At 74.1% G+C, this 24,829-nt stretch carries 18 protein-coding genes and 1 pseudogene; 13 read left to right on the forward strand and 6 right to left on the reverse strand.

The features are described from left to right. Nucleotides 1-2 precede the first annotated feature (2 nt). The 4 genes from AC3ERT_RS32530 (at nt 3) to AC3ERT_RS32545 (ending at nt 4,236) form a co-directional block, all read left to right on the forward strand. Nucleotides 3-1,511, forward strand: a complete 1,509-nt coding sequence (locus AC3ERT_RS32530; RefSeq protein ID WP_435178448.1) for a type I glutamate--ammonia ligase — start codon at nt 3-5, stop codon at nt 1,509-1,511. 122 nt (nt 1,512-1,633) lie between these two features. Continuing rightward, nucleotides 1,634-2,923: an adenylosuccinate lyase gene (gene purB, locus AC3ERT_RS32535; RefSeq protein ID WP_435178450.1), complete on the forward strand. Its 1,290-nt coding sequence runs from the start codon at nt 1,634-1,636 to the stop codon at nt 2,921-2,923. After that, nucleotides 2,907-3,386, forward strand: a complete 480-nt coding sequence (locus AC3ERT_RS32540) for a GNAT family N-acetyltransferase (RefSeq protein ID WP_435178452.1) — start codon at nt 2,907-2,909, stop codon at nt 3,384-3,386. The genes purB and AC3ERT_RS32540 overlap by 17 nt, the downstream gene beginning before the upstream one ends. Before the next feature lie 82 nt (nt 3,387-3,468). Then, nucleotides 3,469-4,236, forward strand: coding sequence for a response regulator transcription factor (locus AC3ERT_RS32545; protein ID WP_435178454.1), 768 nt, complete (start codon nt 3,469-3,471; stop codon nt 4,234-4,236). Between the two features lie 79 nt (nt 4,237-4,315). Here AC3ERT_RS32545 and AC3ERT_RS32550 read toward each other — a convergent pair whose 3' ends face one another. The 3 genes from AC3ERT_RS32550 to AC3ERT_RS32560 all read right to left on the reverse strand — a co-directional run bounded on the left by AC3ERT_RS32550 (nt 4,316) and on the right by AC3ERT_RS32560 (nt 9,098). Then, nucleotides 4,316-5,401: a methyltransferase gene (locus AC3ERT_RS32550; protein ID WP_435178456.1), complete on the reverse strand. Its 1,086-nt coding sequence runs from the start codon at nt 5,399-5,401 to the stop codon at nt 4,316-4,318. A 134-nt stretch (nt 5,402-5,535) separates the two neighbouring features. Beyond that, nucleotides 5,536-6,951, reverse strand: coding sequence for a nitrosuccinate lyase (locus AC3ERT_RS32555; RefSeq protein ID WP_435178478.1), 1,416 nt, complete (start codon nt 6,949-6,951; stop codon nt 5,536-5,538). 68 nt (nt 6,952-7,019) lie between these two features. Beyond that, entirely contained in the window at nt 7,020-9,098 is a 2,079-nt protein-coding gene (locus AC3ERT_RS32560) for an FAD/NAD(P)-binding protein (RefSeq protein ID WP_435178458.1), read from the reverse strand. 300 nt (nt 9,099-9,398) lie between these two features. On the opposite strand from AC3ERT_RS32560, the gene AC3ERT_RS32565 reads away from it, so the two are divergent. Continuing rightward, entirely contained in the window at nt 9,399-9,629 is a 231-nt protein-coding gene (locus AC3ERT_RS32565) for a FitA-like ribbon-helix-helix domain-containing protein (RefSeq protein ID WP_435131710.1), read from the forward strand. A 216-nt stretch (nt 9,630-9,845) separates the two neighbouring features. On the opposite strand, the gene AC3ERT_RS32570 is transcribed toward AC3ERT_RS32565, so the two are convergent. From AC3ERT_RS32570 to AC3ERT_RS32580, 3 genes and pseudogenes are all read right to left on the reverse strand, one after another. Beyond that, nucleotides 9,846-10,865: an aldo/keto reductase gene (locus AC3ERT_RS32570; RefSeq protein ID WP_435131708.1), complete on the reverse strand. Its 1,020-nt coding sequence runs from the start codon at nt 10,863-10,865 to the stop codon at nt 9,846-9,848. Between the two features lie 19 nt (nt 10,866-10,884). Beyond that, a complete protein-coding gene (locus AC3ERT_RS32575) occupies nt 10,885-11,412 on the reverse strand; it encodes an MmyB family transcriptional regulator (protein WP_435178460.1) in 528 nt (175 codons plus the stop codon). Between the two features lie 154 nt (nt 11,413-11,566). Then, a pseudogene (locus tag AC3ERT_RS32580) lies at nt 11,567-11,623 on the reverse strand (hypothetical protein); the annotation flags it as partial. Between the two features lie 484 nt (nt 11,624-12,107). Here AC3ERT_RS32580 and AC3ERT_RS32585 point away from each other — a divergent pair. The 8 genes from AC3ERT_RS32585 to AC3ERT_RS32620 all read left to right on the forward strand — a co-directional run bounded on the left by AC3ERT_RS32585 (nt 12,108) and on the right by AC3ERT_RS32620 (nt 24,787). Next, nucleotides 12,108-12,995, forward strand: a complete 888-nt coding sequence (locus AC3ERT_RS32585) for an aldo/keto reductase (protein WP_435178462.1) — start codon at nt 12,108-12,110, stop codon at nt 12,993-12,995. Between the two features lie 139 nt (nt 12,996-13,134). Beyond that, on the forward strand, nt 13,135-13,803 hold the full coding sequence (locus AC3ERT_RS32590) for a pyridoxamine 5'-phosphate oxidase family protein (RefSeq protein ID WP_435178464.1): 669 nt from the start codon (nt 13,135-13,137) through the stop codon (nt 13,801-13,803). Next, complete coding sequence (locus AC3ERT_RS32595) at nt 13,800-16,211, forward strand: glycoside hydrolase family 65 protein (RefSeq protein ID WP_435131701.1); 2,412 nt, start codon at nt 13,800-13,802, stop codon at nt 16,209-16,211. The genes AC3ERT_RS32590 and AC3ERT_RS32595 overlap by 4 nt, the downstream gene beginning before the upstream one ends. Nucleotides 16,212-16,590: 379 nt before the next feature. Then, the gene (locus AC3ERT_RS32600; RefSeq protein WP_435178466.1) at nt 16,591-19,176 is read left to right on the forward strand and encodes a beta-glucosidase family protein; all 2,586 of its coding nucleotides are present in this window, start codon (nt 16,591-16,593) and stop codon (nt 19,174-19,176) included. A gap of 263 nt (nt 19,177-19,439) precedes the next feature. After that, entirely contained in the window at nt 19,440-20,648 is a 1,209-nt protein-coding gene (locus AC3ERT_RS32605; RefSeq protein WP_435178468.1) for an ROK family transcriptional regulator, read from the forward strand. Between the two features lie 339 nt (nt 20,649-20,987). Next, on the forward strand, nt 20,988-23,639 hold the full coding sequence (locus AC3ERT_RS32610) for a PA14 domain-containing protein (RefSeq protein WP_435178470.1): 2,652 nt from the start codon (nt 20,988-20,990) through the stop codon (nt 23,637-23,639). Between the two features lie 192 nt (nt 23,640-23,831). Then, the gene (locus AC3ERT_RS32615) at nt 23,832-24,122 is read left to right on the forward strand and encodes a hypothetical protein (RefSeq protein ID WP_435131695.1); all 291 of its coding nucleotides are present in this window, start codon (nt 23,832-23,834) and stop codon (nt 24,120-24,122) included. Between the two features lie 71 nt (nt 24,123-24,193). Continuing rightward, nucleotides 24,194-24,787 carry an isochorismatase family protein gene (locus AC3ERT_RS32620; protein ID WP_435131693.1) on the forward strand — a complete coding sequence of 198 codons (594 nt, stop codon included), beginning with the start codon at nt 24,194-24,196 and terminating at the stop codon, nt 24,785-24,787. The last annotated feature ends 42 nt before the right edge of the window (nt 24,788-24,829 follow it).

The following is a 24,829-nucleotide window of genomic DNA, read 5'->3' on the forward strand; positions in this document are numbered from 1 at the left end:
CCGTGTACACCCGGTCTTGGCGCTCCGTGTCCGCCGAGGACAGCGTCGGAAGCCCGTGCTTCGTCGCCGCCCACGGGCTGTGGAGCGATGAGCAGTCCGCCGTCGCCGAACGGATCGAGGCCCGCCTCGGGGAGGTCGACCTCGTCCGGCTGGTCTTCCCCGACCCGCACGGCCTGGCCCGGTCCAAGACGCTCACCGCGGACGCCTTCCGCTCGGTGCTGCGCCACGGCATGAACTTCAGCCCCGGGCCCTTCGTCTTCGACACCGGCCACGCGGTCGCGGTGGACTTCCTCGGCGAGCCCGGCATCGGCGTGGCGGAGATCGCCGGCGCGGGCAACTTCATCCTGGTGCCCGACCCGCTGACCTTCCAGCTGCTGCCCGGCGACGGGCCGCGCACGGCCTGGGTGATCGGCGACGAGTACCTGCGCGACGGCACCCCGCACCCGCTGTCCTCGCGGGCGGTGCTGCGCCGCACGCAGGCCGCGTACGCCGAGCAGGGGTATGCGCCGGTGGTCGGGCTGGAGGTCGAGTGGTACCTCACCCGCCTGCTCGACGGCGCCCCGGGCAACGCGGGCAACGGGTTCGGCCGCCAGGGCGAGGCGCCGCGCGCCGCGGCCGTCAACGCCGGCTACCAGTTCAACCTGGACGCCCGCTACGACTCCGTCGCCCCGATCACCGACCCGCTCGCGCTGCACCTGCTCGAACTGGGGCTGCCGCTGCGCTCGGTGGAGCACGAGTCGGGCCCCGGCCAGGTCGAGTGCACCTTCAGCCCGATGTCCGCGCTCGACACCGCCGACGCGATGCTGCTGTTCCGCACCGCCACCAAGCGGTTCTGCGCGCGGCGCGGCCACCACGCCTCCTTCATGTCACTGCCGCTGCTGGACTCCTTCGACCCCAGCGGCTGGCACCTGCACCAGTCCGTGCGGGAGACCGCGACCGGCCGGGGCCTGTTCGCCGCCGAGGGCCCGGCCGGCGACCTGTCGCCGCAGACCAAGGCGTACGCGGACGGGCTGCTGGCCTGGAGCCGGGAGCTGTTCCTGCTGTCGGTGCCCACGGTCAACGGCTACCGGCGGCTCGGCCCGCGCCATACCCTGGCGCCCACCCGGGTCGACTGGAACCGGGAGGACCGCAGCGCCATGCTGCGCATGGTCGGCGGCGGCGCCGGCGCGCACATCGAGAACCGCGGCGCGGAGCCGTGCGCCAACCCGTACCTGGCCATCGCCGGGCAGCTGTTCGCGGGCCTGGAGGGGCTGGCCGGCACGGCCGACACCGGGCGCGTGCCCCGGGCGGCGGGCGCGGCGCCGGAGCTGGTGCCGCAGTCGCTGGCCGAGTCGCTGGCCGCCTTCCGCGCCGGCCGCGCCGAGCGGCTGCTCGGCGACCCGCTCAAGGCGTGCCTGGTCAAGCTCAAGGAGAGCGAGCTGCGGCGCTTCACCAGCTGGTGCGCGGCGACCGGTTCGGCCGGGGACGAGGTCACGCCGTGGGAGCAGCGCGAGTACTTCGAGGTGTACTGACCCGCCCGCACGTCCCCCGCACAGGCCCCCGCCAAGGGCCCCTGCGACGCCGCCGGCAACACCGCCTGCAAGACCCCCACCGGCCGTTCGAGCCCGACGCCCCACGGAGACGAGGTCGTGCCATGATCCCCCGTTACACCCTGCCCGAGATGTCGGACCTGTTCACCGACCAGGCCCGGTACGCGACCTGGGTCCGCGTCGAGATTCTCGCGACCGAGGCGCAGGTGCGGCTCGGCCGGGTGCCGCAGGACGCGCTGGCGGACATCCGCGCGGCGCGGGTGCCGCGCGCCGACCGGGTCGCGGAGTTCGAGAAGGAACGCGACCACGAGGTGCTCTCCTTCCTCGCGGCGTACTGCGAGGACATGCCGGCGTCCTCGGCCCGCTGGGTGCACCTCGGCATGACCAGCTACGACCTGGTGGACACCGCGCTCGGCCACACCCTGGCGCGGGCCACCGACCTGCTGGCGGCGGCCGGGCGGCGGCTGCGCGGGGTGCTGGTGGACCGGGCGCTGGAGCACTGGGACACGCTGATGATCGGCCGCACCCACGGGGTGCACGCCGAGCCGACCACCTTCGGCCACAAGCTCGCCGGCCACGCCTTCGCCGTCGACCGGTCGCTGCGGCGGCTGGCCGCGGCCCGGGAGGCCGTCGCGGTGGGGACGGTCTCCGGGGCGGTGGGCACCTACGCACTCATCGACCCGGCCGTGGAGGCCCACGTCTGCCAGGCGCTGGGCCTGGGCATCGAGCCCGCCCCCAGCCAGGTCGTCGCCCGCGACCGGCACGCCCAACTGCTCCAGGCGGTGGCGGCGCTGGGGGCGTGCGTGGAGCAGATCGCCCTGGAGCTGCGGCTGTTGCAGCGCACCGAGGTCGCCGAGGTGGAGGAGGGGCGGGCGGCGGCCTACCAGGGGTCCAGCGCCATGCCGCACAAGCGCAACCCCACCACCAGCGAGCGGCTGTGTGGCCTGGCCCGGCTGCTGCGCGGCTACGCCACCGCGGCGCTGGAGAACGTCGCCCTGTGGCACGAACGCGACCTGGCCCACCAGTCCGTGGAGCGGGTCATCCTGCCCGACAGCCTGTCGGTCGGCCACTTCCAGGCGACCCGGGCCGCGGAGCTGGTGGCCGGGCTGGAGGTGCACGCCGACCGGATGCGGGCGGCCGTCGACCGCACCGGCGGGCTCGTCCACAGCTCCGCGGTCCTCTACGACCTCCTCGGCGAGGGCGCCGACCGGGAGCGGGCCTACCGCTCGGCGCAGGCCGCGGCGAACCGTACGGCCGCCACCGGCCGGCCGTTCGCCGACACCCTGGCCGAGGAGGGCATCACCCTGCGGGACGCGCCGCGCCCCGAGCGCTTCCTGACCCATCATGACGTCATACGCCGGCGATTGGAGAAGCTGAATGAGCGGGACGACTGAACCGACCTGGAAGACCGAGCGGGTCGAGGGAGGCGACCTGGACCTGGACGAGGTGCTGGCGGTCTACCACTCCTCGGGCCTGGGCGAGCGGCGGCCGGTCGGCGACCGGGAGCGGATGGCCGCGATGGTGCGGCAGGCGAACCTCGTGGTGGTGGTCCGGGACGCCGACGGCGCGCTGATCGGCATCGCCCGCAGTGTCTCGGACTTCTCCTACGTCACCTACCTGTCGGACATCGCAGTTGCGGGCTCCCACCAGCGCGGCGGAGTGGGCCTGGCGCTGATGGAGGAGACCCGGCGGCAGGCCCCGGACGCAAAGGTGGTGCTGCTGTCGGCGCCCGCCGCGGTCGGCTACTACCCGCGGGTCGGCTTCACCCGGCACGACTCGGCGTGGGTCCTGAGCCCCGGGCAGCCGCTGTCGGCCTCCCGTCCGGAGTCGGCCGCGCAGCCGGCCACCCGTCCGTAGCCGCGCCCGCCCGGCCGACGGGACGGACCGGCCGCACCACCGCGGACCAGTGGACCAGTGGAGCACACCCCAGGGGGAAGGCATGCGTCAGACACCGTCACGGGCCCTGCTGGAACCCCACGGGCCCCTCCTCGCGGCCGGGCCCGTGGCCGTACCGGCGGCCGGGCCCGCGCCGGCGGCTCCCGCACCGGCCGGGCAGCGCGTCCTGGTGGTGGACGCGGACGCCGACCGCGCCGGGTCGCTCACCGCCCAACTGCGGCGCCACGGCCACGACCCGGTCGGCGTCGGCCACGGCAGCGCCGCCCTCACCGCGTACGAGGACGTCGAGATGGTGCTGCTCGACCTCGACCTGCCCGACCTCGACGGGCTGGAGGTCTGCCGCGCCCTGCGCGCGGTCAGCCGGGTGCCGATCATCATCGTCACCTCCCGCCGCTCCGAGCTGGACTGCGTGCTCGGGCTGCACGCGGGCGCCGACGACTACGTCACCAAGCCGTACGGGCTGCGGGAGTTGATGGCGCGGATGGAGGCGGTGCTGCGGCGCACCCGGTGGGAGCCGGCCGCGGCCCGGGACATCCGGCACGGGCGGCTGCACATCGACGTCGACTCGCGCGAGGTCAGCGTGGACGAGGAGCCGGTGGCGCTGACCCGCAAGGAGTTCGACCTGCTGTACCTGCTGGCGTCCCAACCGGACACGGTCATCCCGCGCAAGCAGCTGCTCCAGCAGGTGTGGGGCGACTCCTGGTCGCGCCGCACCATCGACACGCACGTCAGCAGCCTGCGCGGCAAACTCGGCGGCAGCGGCTGGGTGGTGACGGTGCGCGGGGTCGGCTTCCGACTCGGCACGGGCTGAGGCCCGGCCGGGTCCACCACGTGCACCGGCCCCGCGGCCTCAAGAAGAGGCCGCGGGGCCGGCTGCGTGCCGTGCGGGCTCAGCGTACGGACGCCTCCACCACCGACAGCGCCGACGCGGTCTGCACCACGCGCTCCAGCGTGAACCCGGCCTTGGCCAGCAACTCCGCGTACTGGGCGCGGGTGCGTTCCTTGCCGCCGACCAGCAGCATCAGCCACAGGTCGGTGAGCTTGCCGGCGTGCGGGCTGTTGCGCCGGTCGGGGACGACCATCTCCATCACCAGCAGCCGCCCGCCGGGGTTCATCGCCTTGCGCACGTTGGTGAGGATCTCCAGGGCCTGCGGCTCGGGCCAGTCGTGCACGATGTGCTTGAGCAGGTAGGCGTCACCGCCCGGCGGCACCGGGTCGAACAGGCCGCCGTCGGCGACGGCGCAGCGCTCGGACAGGCCCTGATCGGCCAGGAAGGCGGCGGCGCCGTTGGTGCCCACCCGCGGGTCGGACAGGATGCCGCGCGCCGAGGGCACCTTCTTCAGCACCCCGGCGAGCAGGTCGCCGCGGCCGCCGCAGAAGTCGACCACGGTGCCGAAGCGGCTGAAGTCGTAGGCGGCGAGCAGCGGTTCGGTCTCCGTGGCCGACATCGCCCCCATCCCGGCGGTGAAGACCGCCCCGTACTCGGGGTTGGCTTCCAGGTAGTCGAACGCGCCCATGCCGCGCAGCTTGGGCAGGCTGGGCTCACCCGTGCGCACCGCGTCGACCAGGCAGCCCCAGTCCTCCCAGTGGATGGGGTGGCCCATCAGCAGCGCGATGCCGCGCATCGACATCGGCGCGTCCTCGACCAGGGCCCGCGCCATCGGGGTGAGCGCGAACCGGCCGTCCTTCAGCTCGGTGAACACGTGGTAGCTCGCCAGCAGCCGCAGCACCCGGTGCAGGGTGTCGGCTTCGGCGCCAGTCCGCCGCGCCAGCTCCTCCGGCCGCAGCGGGCCACCGGTCAGGGCCTCCGCGACCCGCAACTCGGCGGCCACGTAGAGGGCTTGACTGACCATCGCGCCCTGCACCAGCTCCAGCAGGGCGAACGGCGGCGGTGCGATCTTGCGGGTCAGGCCCTGGAGGGCCGAGCGCACGCCTTCGACGGCGCGGACGACACGGGCGGGCGGCAGGGGCGGCATGGAATCCTCCGGCGGGGGCGATGGGATGCGGCAGGTGCGGCGGGCGGGCGCGGTGGCGCCGGCCCGGGTCGTACGGCACGGCGGGCGGGGGCAGGCGGAAGCGTGGGGGCTCGGTCGTGGCAGGGGCCGCGGGGTCACTGGCGGAGGGCCTGGTCGACCAGGGGGCCGGCGACGCCGGTGTACTGCTCGGGGTCGAGCAGTCCGGCCAGCTCGCCGCGGGTCAGGACGCCGCCGACCGCGGGCTGTTCGGCCAGTACGTCGCCGAGCGGGCGTCCGGTGCGCCGGGCGGCCAGGGCGGCCGCGGTGAGCAGGTCCCGGGCGGCGGCCCTGCCGAGCAGCGGCGCGAGGTGGGCCGCGAGGCGCTCGGAGACGATCTGCCCGGCGGTGGCGTCGAGGTTGGCGCGCATCCGCGCCGGGTGCACGCTCAAGCCCGCGGACAGCTCGGCGGCGGCGCGGGCGGCGCCGCCGGTCAGCCGCAGGCACTCGCGCAGCGGCTGCCACTCGGCGTGCCACAGCCCGGCCGAGCGCTCGTCCTCGGCCGACATGCACTGCGCCAGGACCGAGCTGAGCGCGGGCACCTGCACCGCGGCCGACCGGATGAGCGTCGCCAGCACCGGGTTGGCCTTGTGCGGCATCGCCGACGACGCGCCGCGCCCCGCGCCGCCGGGCTCGGTGGCCTCGCCGACCTCGGTGCGCGCCATCACCTGGACGTCCGCGGCCATCTTGCCCAGCGCGCCCGCGGTGTGGGCCAGGGCCGCGCCCAGGTCGGCGATCGGGGTGCGCAGCGCGTGCCAGGGCAGCACCGGCCGCGCGAGACCCGTCTCCGCGGCGAAGGCGTCCGTGAGGGCGCCCAGGGAGCCGAGCGAGCCGGCGCCGCCGTCGGCAGGCGCTCCCCCGCCGCCCGCCCGCGCCATGGCCGCGTACTGGAGGTAGCCCGCCAGCGTGCCGGCCGCACCGCCCAGGGAGACCGGCAGCCCGTGGTCGGCCACCGCCTCCAGGCGCGCGACGGAGTCCAGCACGAGCTGCCGCCACCCCGCGGCCTTCAGCCCGAAGGTGGTCGGCACCGCGTGCAGGGCGAGTGTCCGGCCGGGCATCGCGGTGTCCCGGTGCGCGGCCGCCAGCCGCGCCAGCGCGCCGGCCGCGGCCCGTAGGTCCGCCAGCACCAGGCGCAGCGCCCGTGCCGAGACCAGCATGGCGCCGGTGTCGAGGATGTCCTGGCTGGTGGACCCGCGGTGCACGTACTCCGCGGCTTCGGGCGCCCGCCGTGCGACCTCGGCGGTCAGCGCGGCCACCAGGCCGACCACCGGGTTTGCGGTGCCGCGTGCGGCCAGGGCGAGCCGGCGTACGTCGAACAGCTCGGCCCGGGCCGCGGCCGTGATCGCCTCGGCGGCGGCCGCCGGCACCGTGCCGCACCGGGCCTGCGCCCGGACCAGTGCGGCTTCCGCGTCCAGCATCGCCTGGAGCCAGGCGGTGTCACCGACCGCGGCCTCCACGGCGGTGCCCACGCGGACCGGGGAGAGCAGCCCGGAGTCCGGCTGCACAGCGGGGATCTGCTCCCGCGGCGCTACGGGGGCGGCGGGTTCCGTGCCGGGGTGCGCCGAACCGGCGCGCGCTGTGCTCACTGGTGCACCTCTTCCGTACGGGCGGCGGCCGGAGCAGCGGGGTCCGGCAGGACGGGCGGCGCGGGAACGGGCGATGCGGGAACGGGCGGCGCGGTGGACGGCGGCACCGGCGGCGCGGACAGCGCGAGGACGGTGCCCGCGATCGCGTCGGAGTCCTCCAGCGTCACGGACCCGACCCCGGGCCGTATCCCGGCGGCCGTGACCCAGTGCACGGACTCGGTGGGCACGCCGTAGGCGAAGCGCCGCGGGTGCGCGGTGCCGTCGGCGCGCAGCAGGTGGTAGGGGCGGGGGGAGACGGCCAGGCCGCCGGTCTCGTAGTCGCCGCCGTCCCGCCCGGGGATGCGGTAGGGGCGGCACTGCCCGGCGGCCAGCAGTCCCCGCAGCAGCGGGTCCTCCGTGCGGCGCAGGTCGGCGTCGCACAGCCGGGCCTCGATCAGCGCGGCGGCCCGGACCCGTACGCCGGGGATCTCGGCCGAGGTCGCGACGAAGCCCGCGCCGCGCACGCCGTCCCCCGGGTCGGGCGCCACCCGCATGCCGGGGCCGGTCAGTTCGAGCACGCCGGCGTCCAGCAGCGCGATCATCTCCTCCACCCGGCGGGCGGGCGGGCCGATGGACAGGTAGGCGTTCAGGGGCGTGTACCAGGCGGCCAGCTCGTCGCGGTAGGAGGCGCCGTCGAGGCCGCCGTGGTCGACGGCGAGCCGGATCTCGTTGCGCAGGTCCCGCAGTACGTCCAGGGCGGCCTTCAGTGGCCCGCGCACATTGCCGCGGCGCGCCTCGGCCACGTCCCGCACGAGGTGCGCGCGCAGCCAGCCGCGGAAGTCGGCGAGGTCGGCGAAGGCCCGGGTGCCGTACGGGCGGGTGATCGCCGCCCAGTCCCAGCGCTGTTCGGGCCCGATCCCGGCGGCGTCGAGCACGGCGTCCTCCGCCGCGCCCGGCGCGGCCCGCAGGAAGGCCGCGGCGAACCCCGCGGCGGCGCCTCCGCGGGCACCGTCACCCTCACCCTCCCGCGCGGCGAGCAGCGCCTCGTAGTAGACGGCGCGCACCTCCTTGGAGATCAGCGGCCACAGGTCGGTGCCGAAACGCAAGGGTGCCGTGCCCGGCGCGCGCAGCCGCGCGACGTGTTCGGCGGTCAGCAGCCGCGGGGTGTGCCGGCCGTGCGCGCCCTTCTCGTTCTCGCCCCGCGCGTGGTACGGGACGCCGCGCCGCGAACCGGCGTACATCCGCGGCTCCCGGCCCGAGGGCCGGTAGACCAGCCGGCCCTCGGCCCGCTCGAAGCGCCCGCCGCGGCCGTGGGTGAACAGCGCCATGTAGTCGAAGAAGTTCAGGCCGAGCCCGCGCAGCAGCACCGGCTCGCCCGGCGCGACGCCCGACAGGTCCACGTCGGCGGGGTTGGCGGGGCCGATGTGCAGCAGGCCGTTGCGGGCGGCGAAGTCCGCCAGGGCGCGCTGCGGTCCGTCCGGCCCGGCGGGCACGTGGCCCTGGGCGAGCACCACCGCGGACAGCGCCGTCAGCCGGGTGCCGTCCGCCAGCGACACGCGCTGCGGCCCGTACGGGGCGGGCGGGCCGTGCGCCGCCGGCTCGTCCTCCAGGGCCACCGCGCGCACCCGGTGCACCCGGATCGCCACGTGCGCGGGGGCGCCCGCCACGATCCGGTGGAAGGCCCAGGCCAGGTAGTGGCCGTACAGCGCGCGGGTGGGATACGTGTCCGGGTCCAGCGCGCGGGCCTCGGCCACCACCCTCGCGGCGGTGGGGGTGGCCGGTCCGGGCGGGAGCGTGCCGAGGCCCAGCGCCCTGGCCCACGCGTACAGGCTCGGCCCCTCCTCCAGCGGGCCGCGCATGTGCACGCTCTGGTCGGTGTAGACCGTGACCTGCGAGGCCACGGTGTTCATCAGCAGGTGCGGCGACTGCGCCGGGCGCCACACCCGCCCCGCGCCGGCCGGCTCCGGGTCGACCACGTGCACGGTCACCCGGTCCCACCGCGGGGACTTGCGCTCCTGGGCGCACAGCCGCTCCAGTACGGACAGCCCGCGCGGTCCGGCCCCGACGAGGCACACCCGCGTGTGCCGGCCGCTCACCAAGGCGCTCGGCCCGGCGCCGCGTCGTGCCCCGAAACACCCGTCGGCATGGTCGCGTTCTCCCTTGTCCCGGGGGGAGGCCGGGGGAACTCCCGCCGGCCCGCGGGCCGCGTCCTGCGGCCCGCTCCACCCTCCCGACCCCCCGGGGAGCACCACTCGACCAGCACTCGCGTCCCGCCTGAGACCCCGCGACCGGCTGCGCCGCCCCGGACCCCGGACACGAGTCCGGCCCCGACCGCCGGTGCCCGCGTTTCGCCTGCACCGCCGCCGGAACACCTGCATTTCCGCTAGAACAAAGGCATGACCGCGATCACGATCCGGGATGTCCCGGACGGCACCGTCAACGTCCTGAAGGTCCGTGCGGCACAGGCGGGCATACCGCTCGAGGCGTACGCGCTGGAACTCCTCACCAGGGAGGCCGCCAAGCCCACCCTCGCGGAAATGGCCGCCCGACTGGAGCGCGAAACCCGCACCGCGCTCAGTACGGCCGATGTCCTCGACGCCCTCGGGCACGGGCGGGAACAGCGTTGATCGCCGTCGACGCCTCCGGCCCCGTGCACGTCCTCCTCGATCACGGCACGACCGGAACCGCGATCCGCGAACGGGCGGCCCGCGGCCGCCGGGGCGGCAAGCCGAGGATCACCGGCGAGGAGGCGCAGCGGCGCGGCCCGCTGCCGGGTCGAGACGTTCCAGCAGTCCGCCCGCGCCTGACCGGGCGGCGGCGGGCCGCGGCCGGCCCGGGGGCGCTCAGCGGCGGCGCTGGTCGGGGCGCAGGTCGAAGTCGCCGTAGCTGTTGTCCGCGGGGTTGACGGTGACGCCGGGCGCCACGATCTCATCGATGCGGTCGAGGACGTCGGCGGGCAGGGTGGCGTCGGCGGCGGGCAGGAAGGCGTCGAGCTGCTCCATGGTGCGCGGCCCGATGATCGCGGAGGTGACGCCGGGGTGCTGGAGCACGAAGGCGACGGCCAGCTCGATCAGGGTCAGGCCGCTGGACTCGGCGAGCAGCGCGAGCTGCTCGACAGCGTCGAGCTTGCGCTGGTTGGCGGGGCTGGCCAGGTCGAAGCGGGCCCCGGGCCGCGCCGCGGAGGCCGGACCGGAGGTGGCGTCCTTGCGGTAGCGGCCGGAGAGCCAGCCGCCGGCGAGCGGGCTGTAGGTCAGCGTGCCCATGCCGTGGCGGCGCACGGTGGGCAGCACGTCCTCCTCGATGCCGCGGACCAGGATCGAGTACGGCGGCTGCTCGGTGACGAACCGCTCCAGGCGGCGTTCACGGGAGGCCCACTGCGCCTCGACGATCTGCGAGCCGGTGTAGGACGAGGAGCCGAGATAGCGGATCTTGCCCTGCCGGACGAGGTCGGTCAGCGCGCCCAGCGTCTCGGCGACGTCGGTGTCGGGGCTGGGGCGGTGGACCTGGTAGAGGTCGATGTGGTCGGTGCCCAGCCGCCGCAGGGAGTCCTCCACCTCGCGGATGATCCAGCGCCGTGAGCCGCCGCGCCGGTTGGGGTCGTCCTGGCTCATCGGCATGAAGAACTTGGTGGCCAGGACCACGTCCGCACGGCGGTCCTTCAGCGCCTTCCCGACGATCTCCTCCGAGACGCCGCCGGAGTAGACGTCCGCGGTGTCGACGAAGTTGATCCCGGCGTCCAGGGCGCGGTGGATGATCCGGACGGAGTCGGCCTGGTCCTCGTTGCCCCAGGGGCCGAACATCATGGCGCCGAGGCAGAGCGGGCTGACCTGGACGCCGGTGCGGCCGAGCGGTCGGTAGTGCATGGGGTGGTCTCCTCGTGGTTCAGGTGTCCCGGGCCGGGACGGCGGTGCCGGCGCCCGCCCAGGCGGCGAGCAGCCCCAGCGCCTCCCGTTCCGGCGAGTCCGGTTCGGGGGTGTAGGCGTTCAGCCGCAGGCCCGGGTCGGACGGCAGGTCCAGCGCCTCGTAGGGCAGGGCGAGGTCGCCGACCAGCGGGTGGTGCAGGCGCTTCAGGCCGCTGCGGTGGAACTTCACGTCGTGGCGGGCCCAGCGCCGGGCGAACTCGTCGCTCCTGGTGGTGAGTTCGCCGACCAGATCGGTCAGCGCCCGGTCGTGGGGCGCCCGGCCGGTCTCGGTGCGTAGGAAGGCCACGGAGTCGTCGGCGGCCTTCTCCCAGTCGGGCCAGAAGTCCCGCCCGGCCGGGTCGAGGAACAGGAAGCGCGAGGTGTTGACCGGGCCGCACCGGGCGAAGAGCGGGGAGTCGAAGACCGGTGCGTACAGGGCCCGGCCCAGGGCGTTGGCGGCGACGACGTCGAAACGCGCGTTGCGCACGTACGCCGGTACGCCGGTCATCGAGTCGAGCAGCCGCAGGATGGTGGGGCGGACGCGCGAGAGCGGTGGCGGACGGGCGGCGGCCGGACGGGGTGGCGGCGCGGGCCAGGTCGTACAGGTGGGCGCGCTCGGCCTCGTCGAGTCGCAGCGCGTGCGCGAGCGCCTCCAGTACGGAGTCGGAGACGCCGCCGAGGTTGCCGCGCTCCAGGCGCACGTAGTAGTCGACGCTCATTCCGGCGAGCAGCGCGACCTCCTCCCGGCGCAGTCCCGCGACCCGCCGGGTCCCGCCGCCGTGGACCGGCAGCCCGGCCTGTCCGGGGGTGATCCGGGCGCGGCGGGTGCTGAGGAACTCGCGGACCTCGGCGGCCAGGTTCTCCTTGGGCACGGGGCTCCTCGTGGTGGGCGGGTTCGGCGGTACCTGGCGACGTCGACGGTACGGCCGGTTGCTGCGGGTATCGGCCGGTTCGACGGGTTCGGCCGGCTCCTCCACCGTAGATCCGGCGCCCGGGCCCTGCGAGGTACTGCCGTTACCTGGAAGAGCAGTGACTCCCACCCCGGGGCGGGTGCGCGGTTGGCTGGAGGAGTCCGGGGCACCCGCACGGCGCGAGCACCACGCAGGCACCACCGAGCGCGCCCCGAGACCGCCCCCGAGACCGCCCCGCCGTGCCCCGCCTCCCACCCCGGGCCCCGGGCGCCCGCGACGAAAGGACCGCGTGATGGAGTACCTCACCCTCAACAACGGCGTCCGGATGCCCGCCCTCGGGCTCGGCGTCTTCCAGACCCCGCCCGAGGAGACCCGGGCCGCGGTCGCCGCCGCGCTCGACCTCGGCTACCGCCACATCGACACCGCCGCCGCCTACGGCAACGAACACGAGGTCGGGCAGGCCCTCCGCGACTCCGGTGTGCCGCGCGGGGAACTGTTCGTCGAGACGAAGATCTGGATCAGCGACTACGGCTACGACGAGACGCTGCACGGCTTCGACAAGAGCGCCGCCAAGCTCGGGCTGGACCGGATCGACCTGCTGATCCTGCACCAGGCCCTGCCGTCGGACTTCGAGCGGACCACGGCCGCCTACCGCGCCCTGGAGACGCTGCTGGCCGACGGCCGGGTCCGGGCGATCGGCGTCAGCAACTTCATGGTGGAGCACCTGACCGCGCTGCTCGATGCGACCTCGGTGGTCCCCGCGGTGAACCAGCTGGAGATCCACCCGTACTTCCAGCAGCGCGCCGTGCTGGACTTCGACGACGCGCACGGCATCGTCAACCAGGCGTGGTCGCCCATCGGCGGGATCACGTTCTACCCCGGCTACGGCGAGGACCGCCGCAGTGTCCTCCAGGACCCGGTGGTGACGCGCATCGCCGCGGAGCACGGCCGGAGCCCGGCCCAGGTGCTGCTGCGCTGGGGGCTCCAGCAGGGCCGCTCGGTCATCCCGAAGTCCACCCGGCGGGAGCGGATCGCGGAGAACATCGACGTCTTCGGCTTCTCCCTCGACGCCGGGCAGCTCGCCGCCCTCGACGGGCTCGAGACCGGCCGGCGCGGCGGCCCCGAGCCGGCGGACGTCACGCTCGCCACGTACGGGCGCGCCATCCCCGAGGCGGCCTGAGCGCCGCCCCCGCCCCGGAGGGCCGACCGGCCCTGCGGAGGGGGCCGACCGGCCCCCCGGGGCGGCACCACCGGACCGCTGCGCCGCTGGCGGCGGGCGAGTTCGATGGGCCGCAGGGGCGGTGAGAGGAGGAAGGCTCGTGGCAGCACACAGCGCTTCCGGCGCGCACGGCCCTGCTCCGGACCGGCTCCGGCGCCGCATCGCCGAACGCCAGCGCCAACTGGGCGTCAGCGACGCGGTACTGGCGAAGCGGGCCCGGATGTCGCCGCACTACCTGCGCCAACTGGCCGCGGTCGGCTTGGACTTCGACCCGGACGGGCTGCGCCGGGTCGCCGCCGCGCTGGGCATGACCTTCCAGGACCTGATCGACGACCGCACCGACATCCCGCCCGGGCAGCCAGGCCCCGGGGAGCGCCCTGTGCTCATCCGCCTGACCGGCACCGAGTGCTGGGACCGGGTGGGCCCGCACGGTGTGGGCCGTGTGGTGCTGCCGGCCGAACCGGCGCCCGTCGCCTATCCGGTGAACTACGCCGTCGACGCGGAGACCGTCGTCTACCGGACCGCGCGGGAGGGCGAGGCCGCGCCCGGGGAGGGCACAGTCGTCTCGTTCGAGGTGGACCGGATCGACGAGGAGACCAGCCAGGGCTGGAGCGTCCTGCTCACCGGCCAGGCCGAACGCGTCGGCGCCGCCGAGTCCCGCCACCTCGCCGAGGAGGAGCTGATCCGGCCCTGGGCCGGCGGCGACCGCCCGCAGTGGGTGCGTATCCACCCCGACCGCGTCACGGGGCGCCGCATCGGGGCGCTGTGAGCCGGTCGCGCCGCGGCGGCCCGCCCTCCCGCCCGCCGGCCGGGTGGACCTGGGCCTACGAAGGCTACGATCCGGCGCGGGAGCGGCTGCGTGAGGCGCTGTGCACGCTCGGCAACGGCTACTTCGCGACCCGTGGCGCGGCCGCGGAGTCGGCCGCGGACGACGTCCACTACCCAGGCACGTATGCGGCGGGCTGTTACAACCGCCTCTCGTCGCAGGTGGCGGGCCGCGAGGTCGACAACGAGGACATGGTCAACCTGCCGAACTGGCTGCCGCTGCGGGTCCGTGTGCCGGGTGGGCCGTGGTTCGGCCCCGACACGTGCGCGGTGGCGGCGTACACGCAGGTGGTGGACATGCGCCGGGCCACCATGACCCGCCGGATGCGGCTGCGCGGCCCGGACGGCCGGGAGGTCGCGGTGACCGAGACGCGCATCGTCCACATGCACGACCCGCATCTGGCCGCCCAGCGCGTGCAGGTCACCGCGGACTGGGCGGGCGAGGTCGAGATCGAGGCGGGCCTGGACGGACACGTCGCCAATGACGGCGTCGAGCGGTACCGCGCGCTGGCGGGCCGGCATCTTGTCGACCTGCGGGCGGGCGTTCCCGGGCCGGACACGGTGACGCTGAGCTGCCGGACGTCCTCCTCGGGCATCGGCGTCGCCATGGCCTGCCGCGTCCGTGTGGAGGGCGCACCGGCGGGTGCGGCGGACCGGGCCGCCGGCGAGGGGCGTGCGATGCTGCGGCTGACCGTGCCGGTCCGCGCCGGGCGGCCGGTCACCGTGGAGAAGACGGTGGCCCTGCACACCACGCGGGACCCGGCGATCGGCAACCCGGCGGACGCGGCGCTCGCCCGCGCCGGGCAGGCCCCGGACTTCGCGGCACTCCTCGACTCCCACACCACCGCGTGGAAGCGGCTGTGGGAGCGGGCAGCGCTGGAGGCGCCGGGCCGGGCCGGTCACGTGCTGCGGCTGCACCTCTTCCACATCCTCCAGACGCTGTCCCCGCACACCGCGGTCCTGGACGTCGGTGTGCCCGCCCGCGGGCTGCACGGGGAGGCGTACCGGGGGCACATCTTCTGGGACGAGCTGTTCGTCCTGCCCTTCCTGAGCCTGCACCTGCCGGAGGTCGCCCGCGCGCTCCTGCTCTACCGGTACCGCCGGCTGGGAGCGGCCTGCCGCAGCGCGGCGGACGCCGGGCGGAAAGGCGCCATGTATCCGTGGCAGAGCGGGAGCGACGGACGCGAGGAGACCCAGCGCCTGCACCTCAACCCCCGGTCCGGACGCTGGCTGCCGGACAACTCCCGGCTCCAGCACCATGTCGACTCCGCGGTGGCGTACAACATATGGCAGTACTACCGGGCCACCGGCGACGCGGCGTTCCTGCACGGGCAGGGCGCCGAGATGCTCTTCGAGATCGCCCGGTTCTGGGCGGACACCGCGCGCTTCGACCCGTCGTACGGCCGCTACCGCATCGAGCGGATCGTCGGCCCGGACGAGTACCACGACGCCTATCCGGGCGCGGTCGAGCCCGGGGTGGACGACAACGCGTACACGAACGTCACGGCCGCGTGGGTGCTGTGCCGGGCCCTGGAGACGGCCGACCTGCTGCCCACGCCGCGCCGCGACGAGTTGTTCGAGCGCATCGGGCTGGACCGGGCGGAGCTGGAGCGCTGGGAGGACGTCTCCCGGCGGTTGCGGGTGCCCTTCCACCAGGGCGTGGTCAGTCAGTTCGACGGCTACGGCGAGCTGGCCGAGCTGGACTGGGCCGACTACCGGGACCGCTACGGGGACATCCGCCGCCTCGACCGCATCTTGGAGGCCGAGGGGGACAGCGTCAACCGCTACCAGGCGTCCAAACAGGCCGACGTGCTGATGCTCGGCTACCTGTTCCCGATGGACGAACTGTCCGAGCTGTTCCGGCGGTTGGGCCACCGGCTCGATCAGGAGACGTGGACCGCGACCGTGGACCACTACCTGGCCAGGACGAGCCACGGCTCGACGCTGAGCGAGCTGGTCCACGGGTGGGTGCTGGCGCGATCCGGCCGGCGCGAGGCATGGAGCCATGTGCAGCAGTCGCTGCTGGGCGATGTCGCCGACCTCCAGGGCGGCACCACCGGCGAGGGCATCCACCTCGGTGCGATGGGCGGCACCCTCGATCTCGTCCAGCGTTGCCTGACCGGGCTCGAACCACGCGGCGGGGCGCTGCACGTCGACCCGGTGCCGCTGCCGGGGCTGTCCCGGTTCCGTGTCTGCGTGCACTACCACGGCCACTGGGGCGTGGGGCTGACCCTCCACTCCGGCCGGCTGCACGTGACCGTCCCGGACTCCGACCGGGCACCGGTGCGGATCGTGGTGGGCGGGCAACTGCACATGGTGGCCCCCGGGACCGGTCTGACCGTCGAAATATAAATCGGATCAAAGGAGTCCGCGCCCCGAGGCGGCACGCCGGACCCCGGCGCTGCACGTCGTCGGCCCGGCCGGCTCCGGGCTCCGAATCCGCCCACGCCCCGCGCGGCCGCAGCGAATTGAAGCTCTGACGGGACAGCCGAAAGCCGCCCGGGATTTTCGTCCTGTCAGGACGAAAAGAATGACCTGTGAATGCGTATTGACCGGCCATTTCCCGGCTCTGTAGCTTGCAGATGCCCAAGTGGGGCCGGTCGGGCAGGAGTCCGCCGGCCCGCTCGACTTCATTTGTCGAACACACGTGGAAGGGCGCCGCGCGAGGGCGCCCATTCCTTTCGGAGGAGACTCGATGACGAGTTCCGCTTTTTCCCGCAGAAGGCTGACGATGAGTGCCGTGGCCGTCGCGGCGGCCGTCGTGGCCGCCACCGCGGGAACCGGCACGGTGGCCGCCGCCTCTCAGCCGCCCCGGGTGACCGGCGACGCGCGGGTGGACCGGCTGCTGTCGCAGATGACGCTCGACGAGAAGCTCACCATGATCGAGGGCAGCGCCGAGGCCGCCTCGACCAACCAGTACGAGGCCGGCTACCTCACCGGCGTACCGCGCCTGGGCATCCCCTCGCTGCGCCTGAGCGACGGCCCGCCCGGGGTCATCACCCGGCAGGACTCCACCGGCATGACCTCCACCATGGGCGTGGCCGCGACGTTCAGCAGCGCCGACGCCCGGGCCAACGGCAAGGTGATCGGCTCCGACGCGAAGGCGCTGGGCCAGGACGCGGTGCTGGAGCCGTTCGTCAACATGGACCGCGACACCAGTTCCAGCCGCGGCTACAACACCTTCGGCGAGGACCCCCTGCTGACGGCGAACACCGGCGCGTCGGAGATCACCGGCATCCAGAGCCAGGGCGAGATGGCCCAGGTCAAGCACTACATCGCCTACGACGGCGGCAACAACGTCGAGGTCGACTCGCAGACCCTCCATGAGATCTACCTCGCGCCCTTCGACGCCGCCGTCAAAGCGGGCGTGTCGTCGGTGATGTGCTCCTACAACACCCTCAACGGCCCCCAGTCCTGCGACAACGCCGACACCCTCACCACGGTCCTGCGCGACGAGCTGGGCTTCAAGGGCTTCGTCACCTCCGACTGGGGTGCCAACCACTCCACCGACTCCCTCAACTCCGGCCTGGACATGGAGATGCCCGGCAACGGCGGCCCGGCCGGCGCCCAGATAGCCGCCTACTTCACCCCCGCCAAGATCAAGGCCGCCATCGCCGCCGGCCAGATCAAGGAGTCCCGGGTCACCCAGGCCGCGGGCCGCGTCCTGTACGAGATGGACCGCTTCGGCCTCCTGACCGGCGCCTCCAAGCACAACGTCACCCCCGAGCACACCAAGGCCGACGAGCAGACCGTGCTGCGGACCGCCCAGGACTCGGCGACGCTGCTCAAGAACACCGGCTCCGCGCTGCCGCTGGACGGCAAGGACCTCTCCTCGCTCGCCCTCATCGGCCCCGGCGCCGGGCAGACCATCGCCACCAACAGCGGCGGCGAGGCGGCGGGCGGCCTGGTCGACCAGCAGACCAGCGCCCTGTCCGAGCTGAAGAGCGAGACCGCCGGGCGCGCGAACATCTCCTACCAGGCGGCCGACGACCTCACCGGCACACCCGTGCCCGCCTCCGCGCTGTCCAGCGGCGGAAAGCCCGGCCTGACCCGCACGCAGAACGGCGCCACCAGCACCGACGCCACCGTAAACTTCACCACCAAGGGCGGGAACGCGCTCCCGGCCGGCACCACCGCCACCTGGTCCGGCACCCTCACCGCCCCCACCGCGGGCGGCTACTGGCTGAACATCCAGTCCCTCGGCGGCACCGGCACCCTCGTGGTCGACGGCAAGACCCTCACCACCGTCGGCGGCGGCTTCAGCACCGCACCGCGCTACGGCGTCGTGCACGCCACCGACGGCAACGCCCCCACCGCCACCACCGACGGCCTCGCCAACGGCCGCACCCTGGTCCAACTGACCGCCGGCGCCCACACCCTCAGCATCGCCGCCGCCCCCGACGTCTCCGGCAAGCCCGTCCAGCTGCGGCTGAACTGGGTCACCCCCCAGCAGCAGCAGGCGAACCACGACGCCGCCGTGGCAGCGGCGAAGAAGGCCGGGACCGCGGTCGTCTTCGTCTGGGACACCAGCTCCGGCGACCTGTCCACCGCCCTGCCCGACGGCCAGGACCAGCTCGTCGAGGACATCGCCGCCGTCAACCCGAACACCGTCGTCGTCCTCCAGGCCAACCAGCCCGTCGCGATGCCGTGGGAGAACAAGGTCAAGGCCGTCCTGGACACCTACTACGGCGGCGACCAGGCCGGCGTCGCGGCGGCACAACTGCTCACCGGCGAAGTGAATCCCAGCGGCAAGCTCCCCTTCACCTGGCCGAAGTCCCTCGACCAGGAAGTCGCCCACGACGCCTCCCACCCGGAGCGCTCCAGCGCCGGCGTGAACGGCACGACCACCTACTCCGAAGGCGTCGACATCGGCTACCGCCACTTCGACGCCACCGGCGAGACGCCGCTGTACCCCTTCGGCTACGGCCTGAGCTACACCGACTTCCGCTACTCCGCGCTGCGCACCACAGGCGCCGCCGACGGCGGGGTGAACGCCGCCTTCACCGTCACCAACGCCGGCCGGACCGCCGGCACCGAAGCCGCGCAGGTCTACCTCGGCGCACCCGACCACGGCCCCCAGGGCGTCCAGTTCGCCCCCAAGGCGCTGGCCGGCTACGACCGGGTCACCCTCAAGGCCGGGCAGTCCAGGACCGTGACCGTCCACATCCCGCTGCGGCAGTTGCAGTACTGGAGCGACACCACCGGCTGGACCCTGGCCACCGGCACCCGCCAGGTCACCGTCGGCGGCGACGAGCGCACCACCGCACTGGCCCGCACGATCCGCGTCACCGCCGCCCCCGGCCACGCGGCGCACTGACCGCGGCAGGGTCCGGGGGCTCGGCCCCCGGACCCGTCGGCGGTCGGGGTGTCCCGGACCCGGTCAGGGGGTTCGGGACGCCTCGCCCCCGGGGCGGGCCGGGCCACGCGCCCGGCCGTACGGTGGGGGTCCGCCCCCACGAGCCCGGCCGTACGGTGGGGGTCCGCCCGGCGCACCGGGTCGGCCACGACCGCGGGAGCGCGAGCACAGCACGGCCCACCGCGGCGCACCAGGAGCACACGGCACCAGCACAGGGACATGCCATGACAGCGGCCCGCGGCCCCCGAAGCACCGCCCCCGTCCTGGGACGCGCCCTCCTCGCCGCCTTCGAAGGGCACGACCGCCTCCGCCGTGTCGACCTCATGGCGGCCACCGGCCTGTCCCGTCCCGTCGTCACCGCACTGCTCGGCAAGCTCGTCGCCGACGGACTGCTGACCCCCGTACCCCCCGAGGACGGCCCCGCCCCGGTGCGCGGCCGCCCCTCCCCCGCCTACCGCCTCGCCCGCGCCGCCACCTGCGTCGCGCTGCTGCGCCTGTTCCGCGGACCCACCGCCTTCACCCTCGTCACCACCGACGGACCCACCGCCCACCGCACCCTCGACGTCCCCTGGACCGGTCCCTGGCAGGAGTGGTGCGCGGCGGTCCGCGACGTCCTCGGTGCGGCCGAGGCCGCCACGGGCCTGCACGCCCGGCACGTGGTCCTGGCGCTGCCGCTGCCCGTCGACGCCTCGGGAGACGGCCCGGCCCGGATCGGCCGGCCCTTCGGTCGGCAACTCCCGCCCGGGGCACCGGCCCCGCTCGCCGCCCTGCTGCGCCGCTGGCGGCAGGAGGACCCCCGCGACCAGCTCAGCCGCACCCTCGGCCGGACCGTCCACCTGGTCAACGACGCCAACCTCGCCGCCCTCGGCGAAGCACACCACGGCGCCGCGGCCCACGCCTCCTCCAGCCTCCACCTGTCCGTACGCGACGGCCTCGGCGCGGGCATCGTCATCGGCGGCCGCATCCACCACGGGGCCCTGGGCACCGCCGGGGAGATCGCCCACATCCCCGTCGTCGAGGACGGGCCCTACTGCCTGTGCGGCAAACGCGGCTGCCTGGCCACGCAGACCCTCGGCGCCGACCTCACCACCGCCTTCAGCGCCCTCTACCGCCGCGCCCTCACCCGGACCGACGTCGACGCCATGCTCCGCGCCCCGGACGCCACCGCGAACCGCTACCTCGACGACCTCGGGCGCCTCCTCGCCCGCCCCCTGGCCAGCACGATCACCATGCTCAACCCGGACGTCCTGGTCATCGACCCGGAACTGCGCGCCGGCCACGAGGCGTTCACCCGCGGCCTGGCCACCCGCATCGCCCCCTTCACCGACCCCGACCCCGCCGGCACCCTCCGCATCGTCCCCGGCGCCCTCCCCGAAGCCCACGCCTACGGCGCCCTGTCCCTCCCCCGCACCACCCCCGCCACCCCACTCTGACCACAGCCCCCTCCGCCGCCGGGTCCGGGCGGCGGCCGCCGTGCGCAAAACCCCGCCTTCGCCGACCTTCCCCCCGCCGACGGACAAAACACCGCCACGTTCGGCAAGGCCGACAACTGCCCCGAATTCGTGCCGCGTTCTCCCGCGACGAGCGGTGGAGCACCGCAGCAAAACGGCACCAATACGACTTTGCACAGCCATTGCACAGGGGTAGACGCCGTTCCCACCGCCCTGCTTTCATTCTTCTCGGCCTTCTTTCCAACGTTGGAAAGAAGGCGAGCGCAAATCCCTCCGGCGTTCTCCGAGCGCCGACTTCTCCCACGGAGAGGTGTATCCGCAGTGAGATCAGGCAGATTCCGCTCACCGAACCGACGCCGACTTGCCGCCCTGGTGCCGCTCCTGCTCGGCGCGGCACTGCTCGTCCCGACCGCCGCCGGCGCCACCGCCGCCGGCGCCGCCACCGGCAGCGCGAGCCCGTCGTCCGCCGCAGACACCCCCCAGGGCCTGCGCGCGGACTACTACCTCAGCTCCGACGCCACGTCGCTGGACTTCGCGCAGTACAGCAGCACCGGCGTCGAGAACTCCCTCAACGTCCCCGACCTGCTGCCCACCCTGCGCGACTACGCGGGCTCCACCCTGAACGTCGCCGCGCACTGGACGGGCCAGCTCGACGTCCCGGCCGGCGGCTCGTACACCTTCTACATCAAGGGCGACAACGGCTTCCGGATGTCGCTCGACGGCGCGAGCGTCATCGACCACTGGACCACCGACTGGGACGTCCAGACCCAGTCCGAGCCGATCACGCTCACCGCCGGCCTGCACACCCTGGCCTTCGACTACAACCAGGGCAACGGCGGCGCCTACATCACCACCGAGTGGTCCGGCCCCGGCATCAGCCGCCAGGCGATCCCGGACTCCGCGCTGCGCCTGCCGGAGGGCTTCACCGCGCCCACCGTCGACGCCGCGGTCACCTCCTCGGGGAAGTCCGCGACCGTGCAGCTGCCGGGCGCGGTCACCTCGCTGCCGACGGACATCGGCAAGCACCTGGCGGTCATCGCCGGCAGCAGTCGGTGGACGCCCGACATCGTTGTCAACCCCGCTGACCGGACGCAGCTGCTGCTCACCGCGGGCACGTCCGACATCCCCGCCTCGCTGAAGTCGGACGTGCGGATCAGCTATGACGGGCAGGGCGGCCTGACCACCGCCGCCGGCCCCGTCCCGCTCTTCTCGGGCCTGGCGACCAACAACTCCACCTGGTACTTCGCCACCAAGTGGGCCAAGGACGTCAGCCCGAAGAACGCGCTGCCGGACTACCCCCGGCCGCAGCTGACCCGGGACAAGTGGCAGAACCTCAACGGGACCTGGCAGTTCCAGGGCACCGCCGAGGACGCCGCGCTGCCCCACGGCAAGCTGAGCGGGTCGATCCTGGTGCCGTATCCGATGGAGGCGCCGCTGTCCGGCGTCGCCGAGCACCACGACTGGTCGCTGTACCAGCGCACGTTCACCGTTCCGCAGAACTGGCGGGTCGGCTCGGGCAACCGGCTGAACCTCAACTTCGGCGCGGTGGACTACGAGGCGTGGGTCTACGTCAACGGCAAGCAGGTCGCCCACCACGTCGGCGGCTACGAGGCGTTCACCGCCGACGTCACCGACGCGCTGGCCGGCCGCGGGACGCAGACCCTGACGTTGAAGGTCAAGGACACCATCGACCCGAACACGCCGACCGGCAAGCAGTCGAGCGACCCCAGCGGCATCTGGTACACCCCGTCGTCCGGCATCTGGCAGACCGTCTGGATGGAGCCGGTGGCCCAGGCGAGCATCGACTCGCTGGTGCTGACGCCGAACCTGTCGAACGACACGCTGTCCGTCACCGTGCGCCCGTCGGCGACCACGCCGGCCTGGTCCCTGGTGAACGCCACCGCGTTCGCGGGCAGCAAGCCGGTGGGCACGGTCACCGGCGTGGTGGGCCGGAAGCTGACGCTGCACGTGCCGCACCCGGAGCTGTGGAGCCCGGACCACCCGTACCTGTACAACCTCAAGGTCTCGCTGACCGACGGCCGCTCGTCGGACTCGGTGGGCTCGTACTTCGGGATGCGGTCGGTGTCCGTGGCGAAGGTCGGCGGGGTGAACAAGGTCGAGCTGAACGGCAAGCCGACCTACCTGCTGGCCAACTTGGACCAGGGCTTCTGGCCCGACGGCATCTACACCGCGCCGACCGACGAGGCCCTGAAGTCCGACCTGCTGCTGGACAAGCAGCTCGGCTTCAACACAGTGCGCAAGCACATCAAGGTCGAGCCGGCGCGCTGGTACTACTGGGCGGACAAGCTCGGCCTGATGGTCTGGCAGGACATGCCCAGCCGCAACGTGGGGCCCGGCGCGAGCCAGGCCAGTGACCAGGCGTTCAACGACCAGGCCCACGAGATCGTGGACCAGCACCTCAACGACCCGTCGATCGTGGTCTGGACGATGATCAACGAGGGGTGGGGCGAGCAGTCCAGCCAGGCCACCGGCGATCTGGCCGACTCGATCAAGCAGCAGGACCCGAGCCGGCTGGTCGACGCCGCGTCCGGCGTCAACTGCTGCGCCTCGCAGGGCGACTCGGGCAAGGGCGACCTGATCGACTACCACGTCTACCACGGTCCGGCGTTCCCGTCCCCGGACGCGACCCGGGCCGCCGTCGACGGCGAGCACGGCGGGTACTCGCTCAACATCCCCGGCCACATCCTGGGCGTCGCCGGCGGCCAGAACTACGGAGGCGACGCCTCCACCATCGCGGAGCTGACGCAGGACTACGTCGACAACACCAGCCAGCTGCTGTCGGCCGCCGCCGGCAACCTCTCCGGTTCGGTGTTCACGCAACTCAGCGATGTCGAGGGCGAGTTGAACGGGCTGATCACCTACGACCGCGCGGTCGTCAAGGTCGAGCCAGGACCGGTGCGGGACATCAACCGCAAGCTCATCGCGGCCGGCGCCGCGGCGGGCACCTCCTGAACGGTCCGATGATCTGACTCCCCACCCGGGCCCGGCGGCACCCCAGTGCCGCCGGGCCCGGCGCGTATGGCGGCCAACGCGGCACAACGTCAGCCCCATCACGGTGAATTGGTGCGCGTTGCGCCGTGGGTGGGCGAAGTGCGCGGCGATGATGCATATGACCTCGGTACGTGATCTGTGACAGGAGGAGTCATGCGTCGTTCCCTCGCGCTGCTGGGTGCCGCCCTCGGCACCGGGCTGGCGGTTCTGGCCGGTGCCGGGACCGCGGCGGCCGCCGCCGTACCCGGCTCGGTCCCCGCGGTCCAGCAGGCCCAGTCCGGCTGCGTCAACGCCAAGACCTGGCCCTTCATCGTCAAGAACGACACGGCCGCGCCCGCGTTCGTGTTCGCCGAGCGCGACTGCAGCGGGCCCGTGGTGTCCCTGGTGGCGCCGGGCCAGACGGAAGTCTCCGAGTTCGGCCAGAGCGCCTTGTTCCCGTCCTGACCCCGGGCCGGCGGCCACGACAGGCCGCCGGCCACCACACTCCGCCCGCCCCCGAGAGATGAGGAGAGCCCGTGTCCAGGGCGCTGGTCGTCGTCGACGTACAGAAGGACTTCTGCGAGGGAGGGTCCGTGCCGGTCGCGGGCGGGGCCGACCGGGCCCGCGCGATCGGGGAGCTGGTGAGCGGCCCGGCCCGCGAGGAGTACGCGCACGTGGTGGCCACGCGGGACCACCACGTCGATCCCGGCGGCCACTTCTCCGACCACCCCGACTTCCGGGACTCCTTTCCGGTCCACTGCGTGGTCGGGAGCGAGGGCGGGGAGTTCCACCCGGACTTCGCTCCGGCCGCGGCCTCGCCGGCCGTCAGCGAGGTCTTCTACAAGGGCGCCCACTCCGCCTCGAAGAGCGGTTTCGAGGGCGCGACCGCGGACGGGGAGGCGCTGGCGGACTGGCTGCGCCGGCGCGGGGTCTCGGACCTGGACGTCGTGGGCATCGCCACCGACCACTGCGTGCGCGCGACAGCGCTCGACGGCGCCCGGGAGGGCTTCGCCGTACGGGTCCTGCTCGACTACACCGCGGGTGTGGCCGCCGACACCACCCGCCAGGCGCTGGCCGAACTGCGCGCGGCGGGCGTGGAGTTGTCCGGGACGCCCGTCGTCCGTCCCTGATCCCCGCCGGCGCGCCCCGCGGCCGCGGGGCGCGCAATCGTG

It is taken from the genome of Actinacidiphila sp. bgisy145 (assembly GCF_057708125.1).

Bases quoted from the DNA above. Each gene is read 5' to 3' on its own strand.
- purB (WP_435178450.1), top strand. From the start codon at position 1,634: ATGATCCCCCGTTACACCCTGCCCGAGATGTCGGACCTGTTCACCGAC.
- AC3ERT_RS32540 (WP_435178452.1), top strand. From the start codon at position 2,907: ATGAGCGGGACGACTGAACCGACCTGGAAGACCGAGCGGGTCGAGGGA.
- AC3ERT_RS32545 (WP_435178454.1), top strand. From the start codon at position 3,469: ATGCGTCAGACACCGTCACGGGCCCTGCTGGAACCCCACGGGCCCCTC.
- AC3ERT_RS32550 (WP_435178456.1), bottom strand. From the start codon at position 5,401: ATGCCGCCCCTGCCGCCCGCCCGTGTCGTCCGCGCCGTCGAAGGCGTG.
- AC3ERT_RS32565 (WP_435131710.1), top strand. From the start codon at position 9,399: ATGACCGCGATCACGATCCGGGATGTCCCGGACGGCACCGTCAACGTC.
- AC3ERT_RS32570 (WP_435131708.1), bottom strand. From the start codon at position 10,865: ATGCACTACCGACCGCTCGGCCGCACCGGCGTCCAGGTCAGCCCGCTC.
- AC3ERT_RS32575 (WP_435178460.1), bottom strand. From the start codon at position 11,412: ATGACCGGCGTACCGGCGTACGTGCGCAACGCGCGTTTCGACGTCGTC.
- AC3ERT_RS32585 (WP_435178462.1), top strand. From the start codon at position 12,108: ATGGAGTACCTCACCCTCAACAACGGCGTCCGGATGCCCGCCCTCGGG.
- AC3ERT_RS32600 (WP_435178466.1), top strand. From the start codon at position 16,591: ATGAGTGCCGTGGCCGTCGCGGCGGCCGTCGTGGCCGCCACCGCGGGA.
- AC3ERT_RS32605 (WP_435178468.1), top strand. From the start codon at position 19,440: ATGACAGCGGCCCGCGGCCCCCGAAGCACCGCCCCCGTCCTGGGACGC.
- AC3ERT_RS32615 (WP_435131695.1), top strand. From the start codon at position 23,832: ATGCGTCGTTCCCTCGCGCTGCTGGGTGCCGCCCTCGGCACCGGGCTG.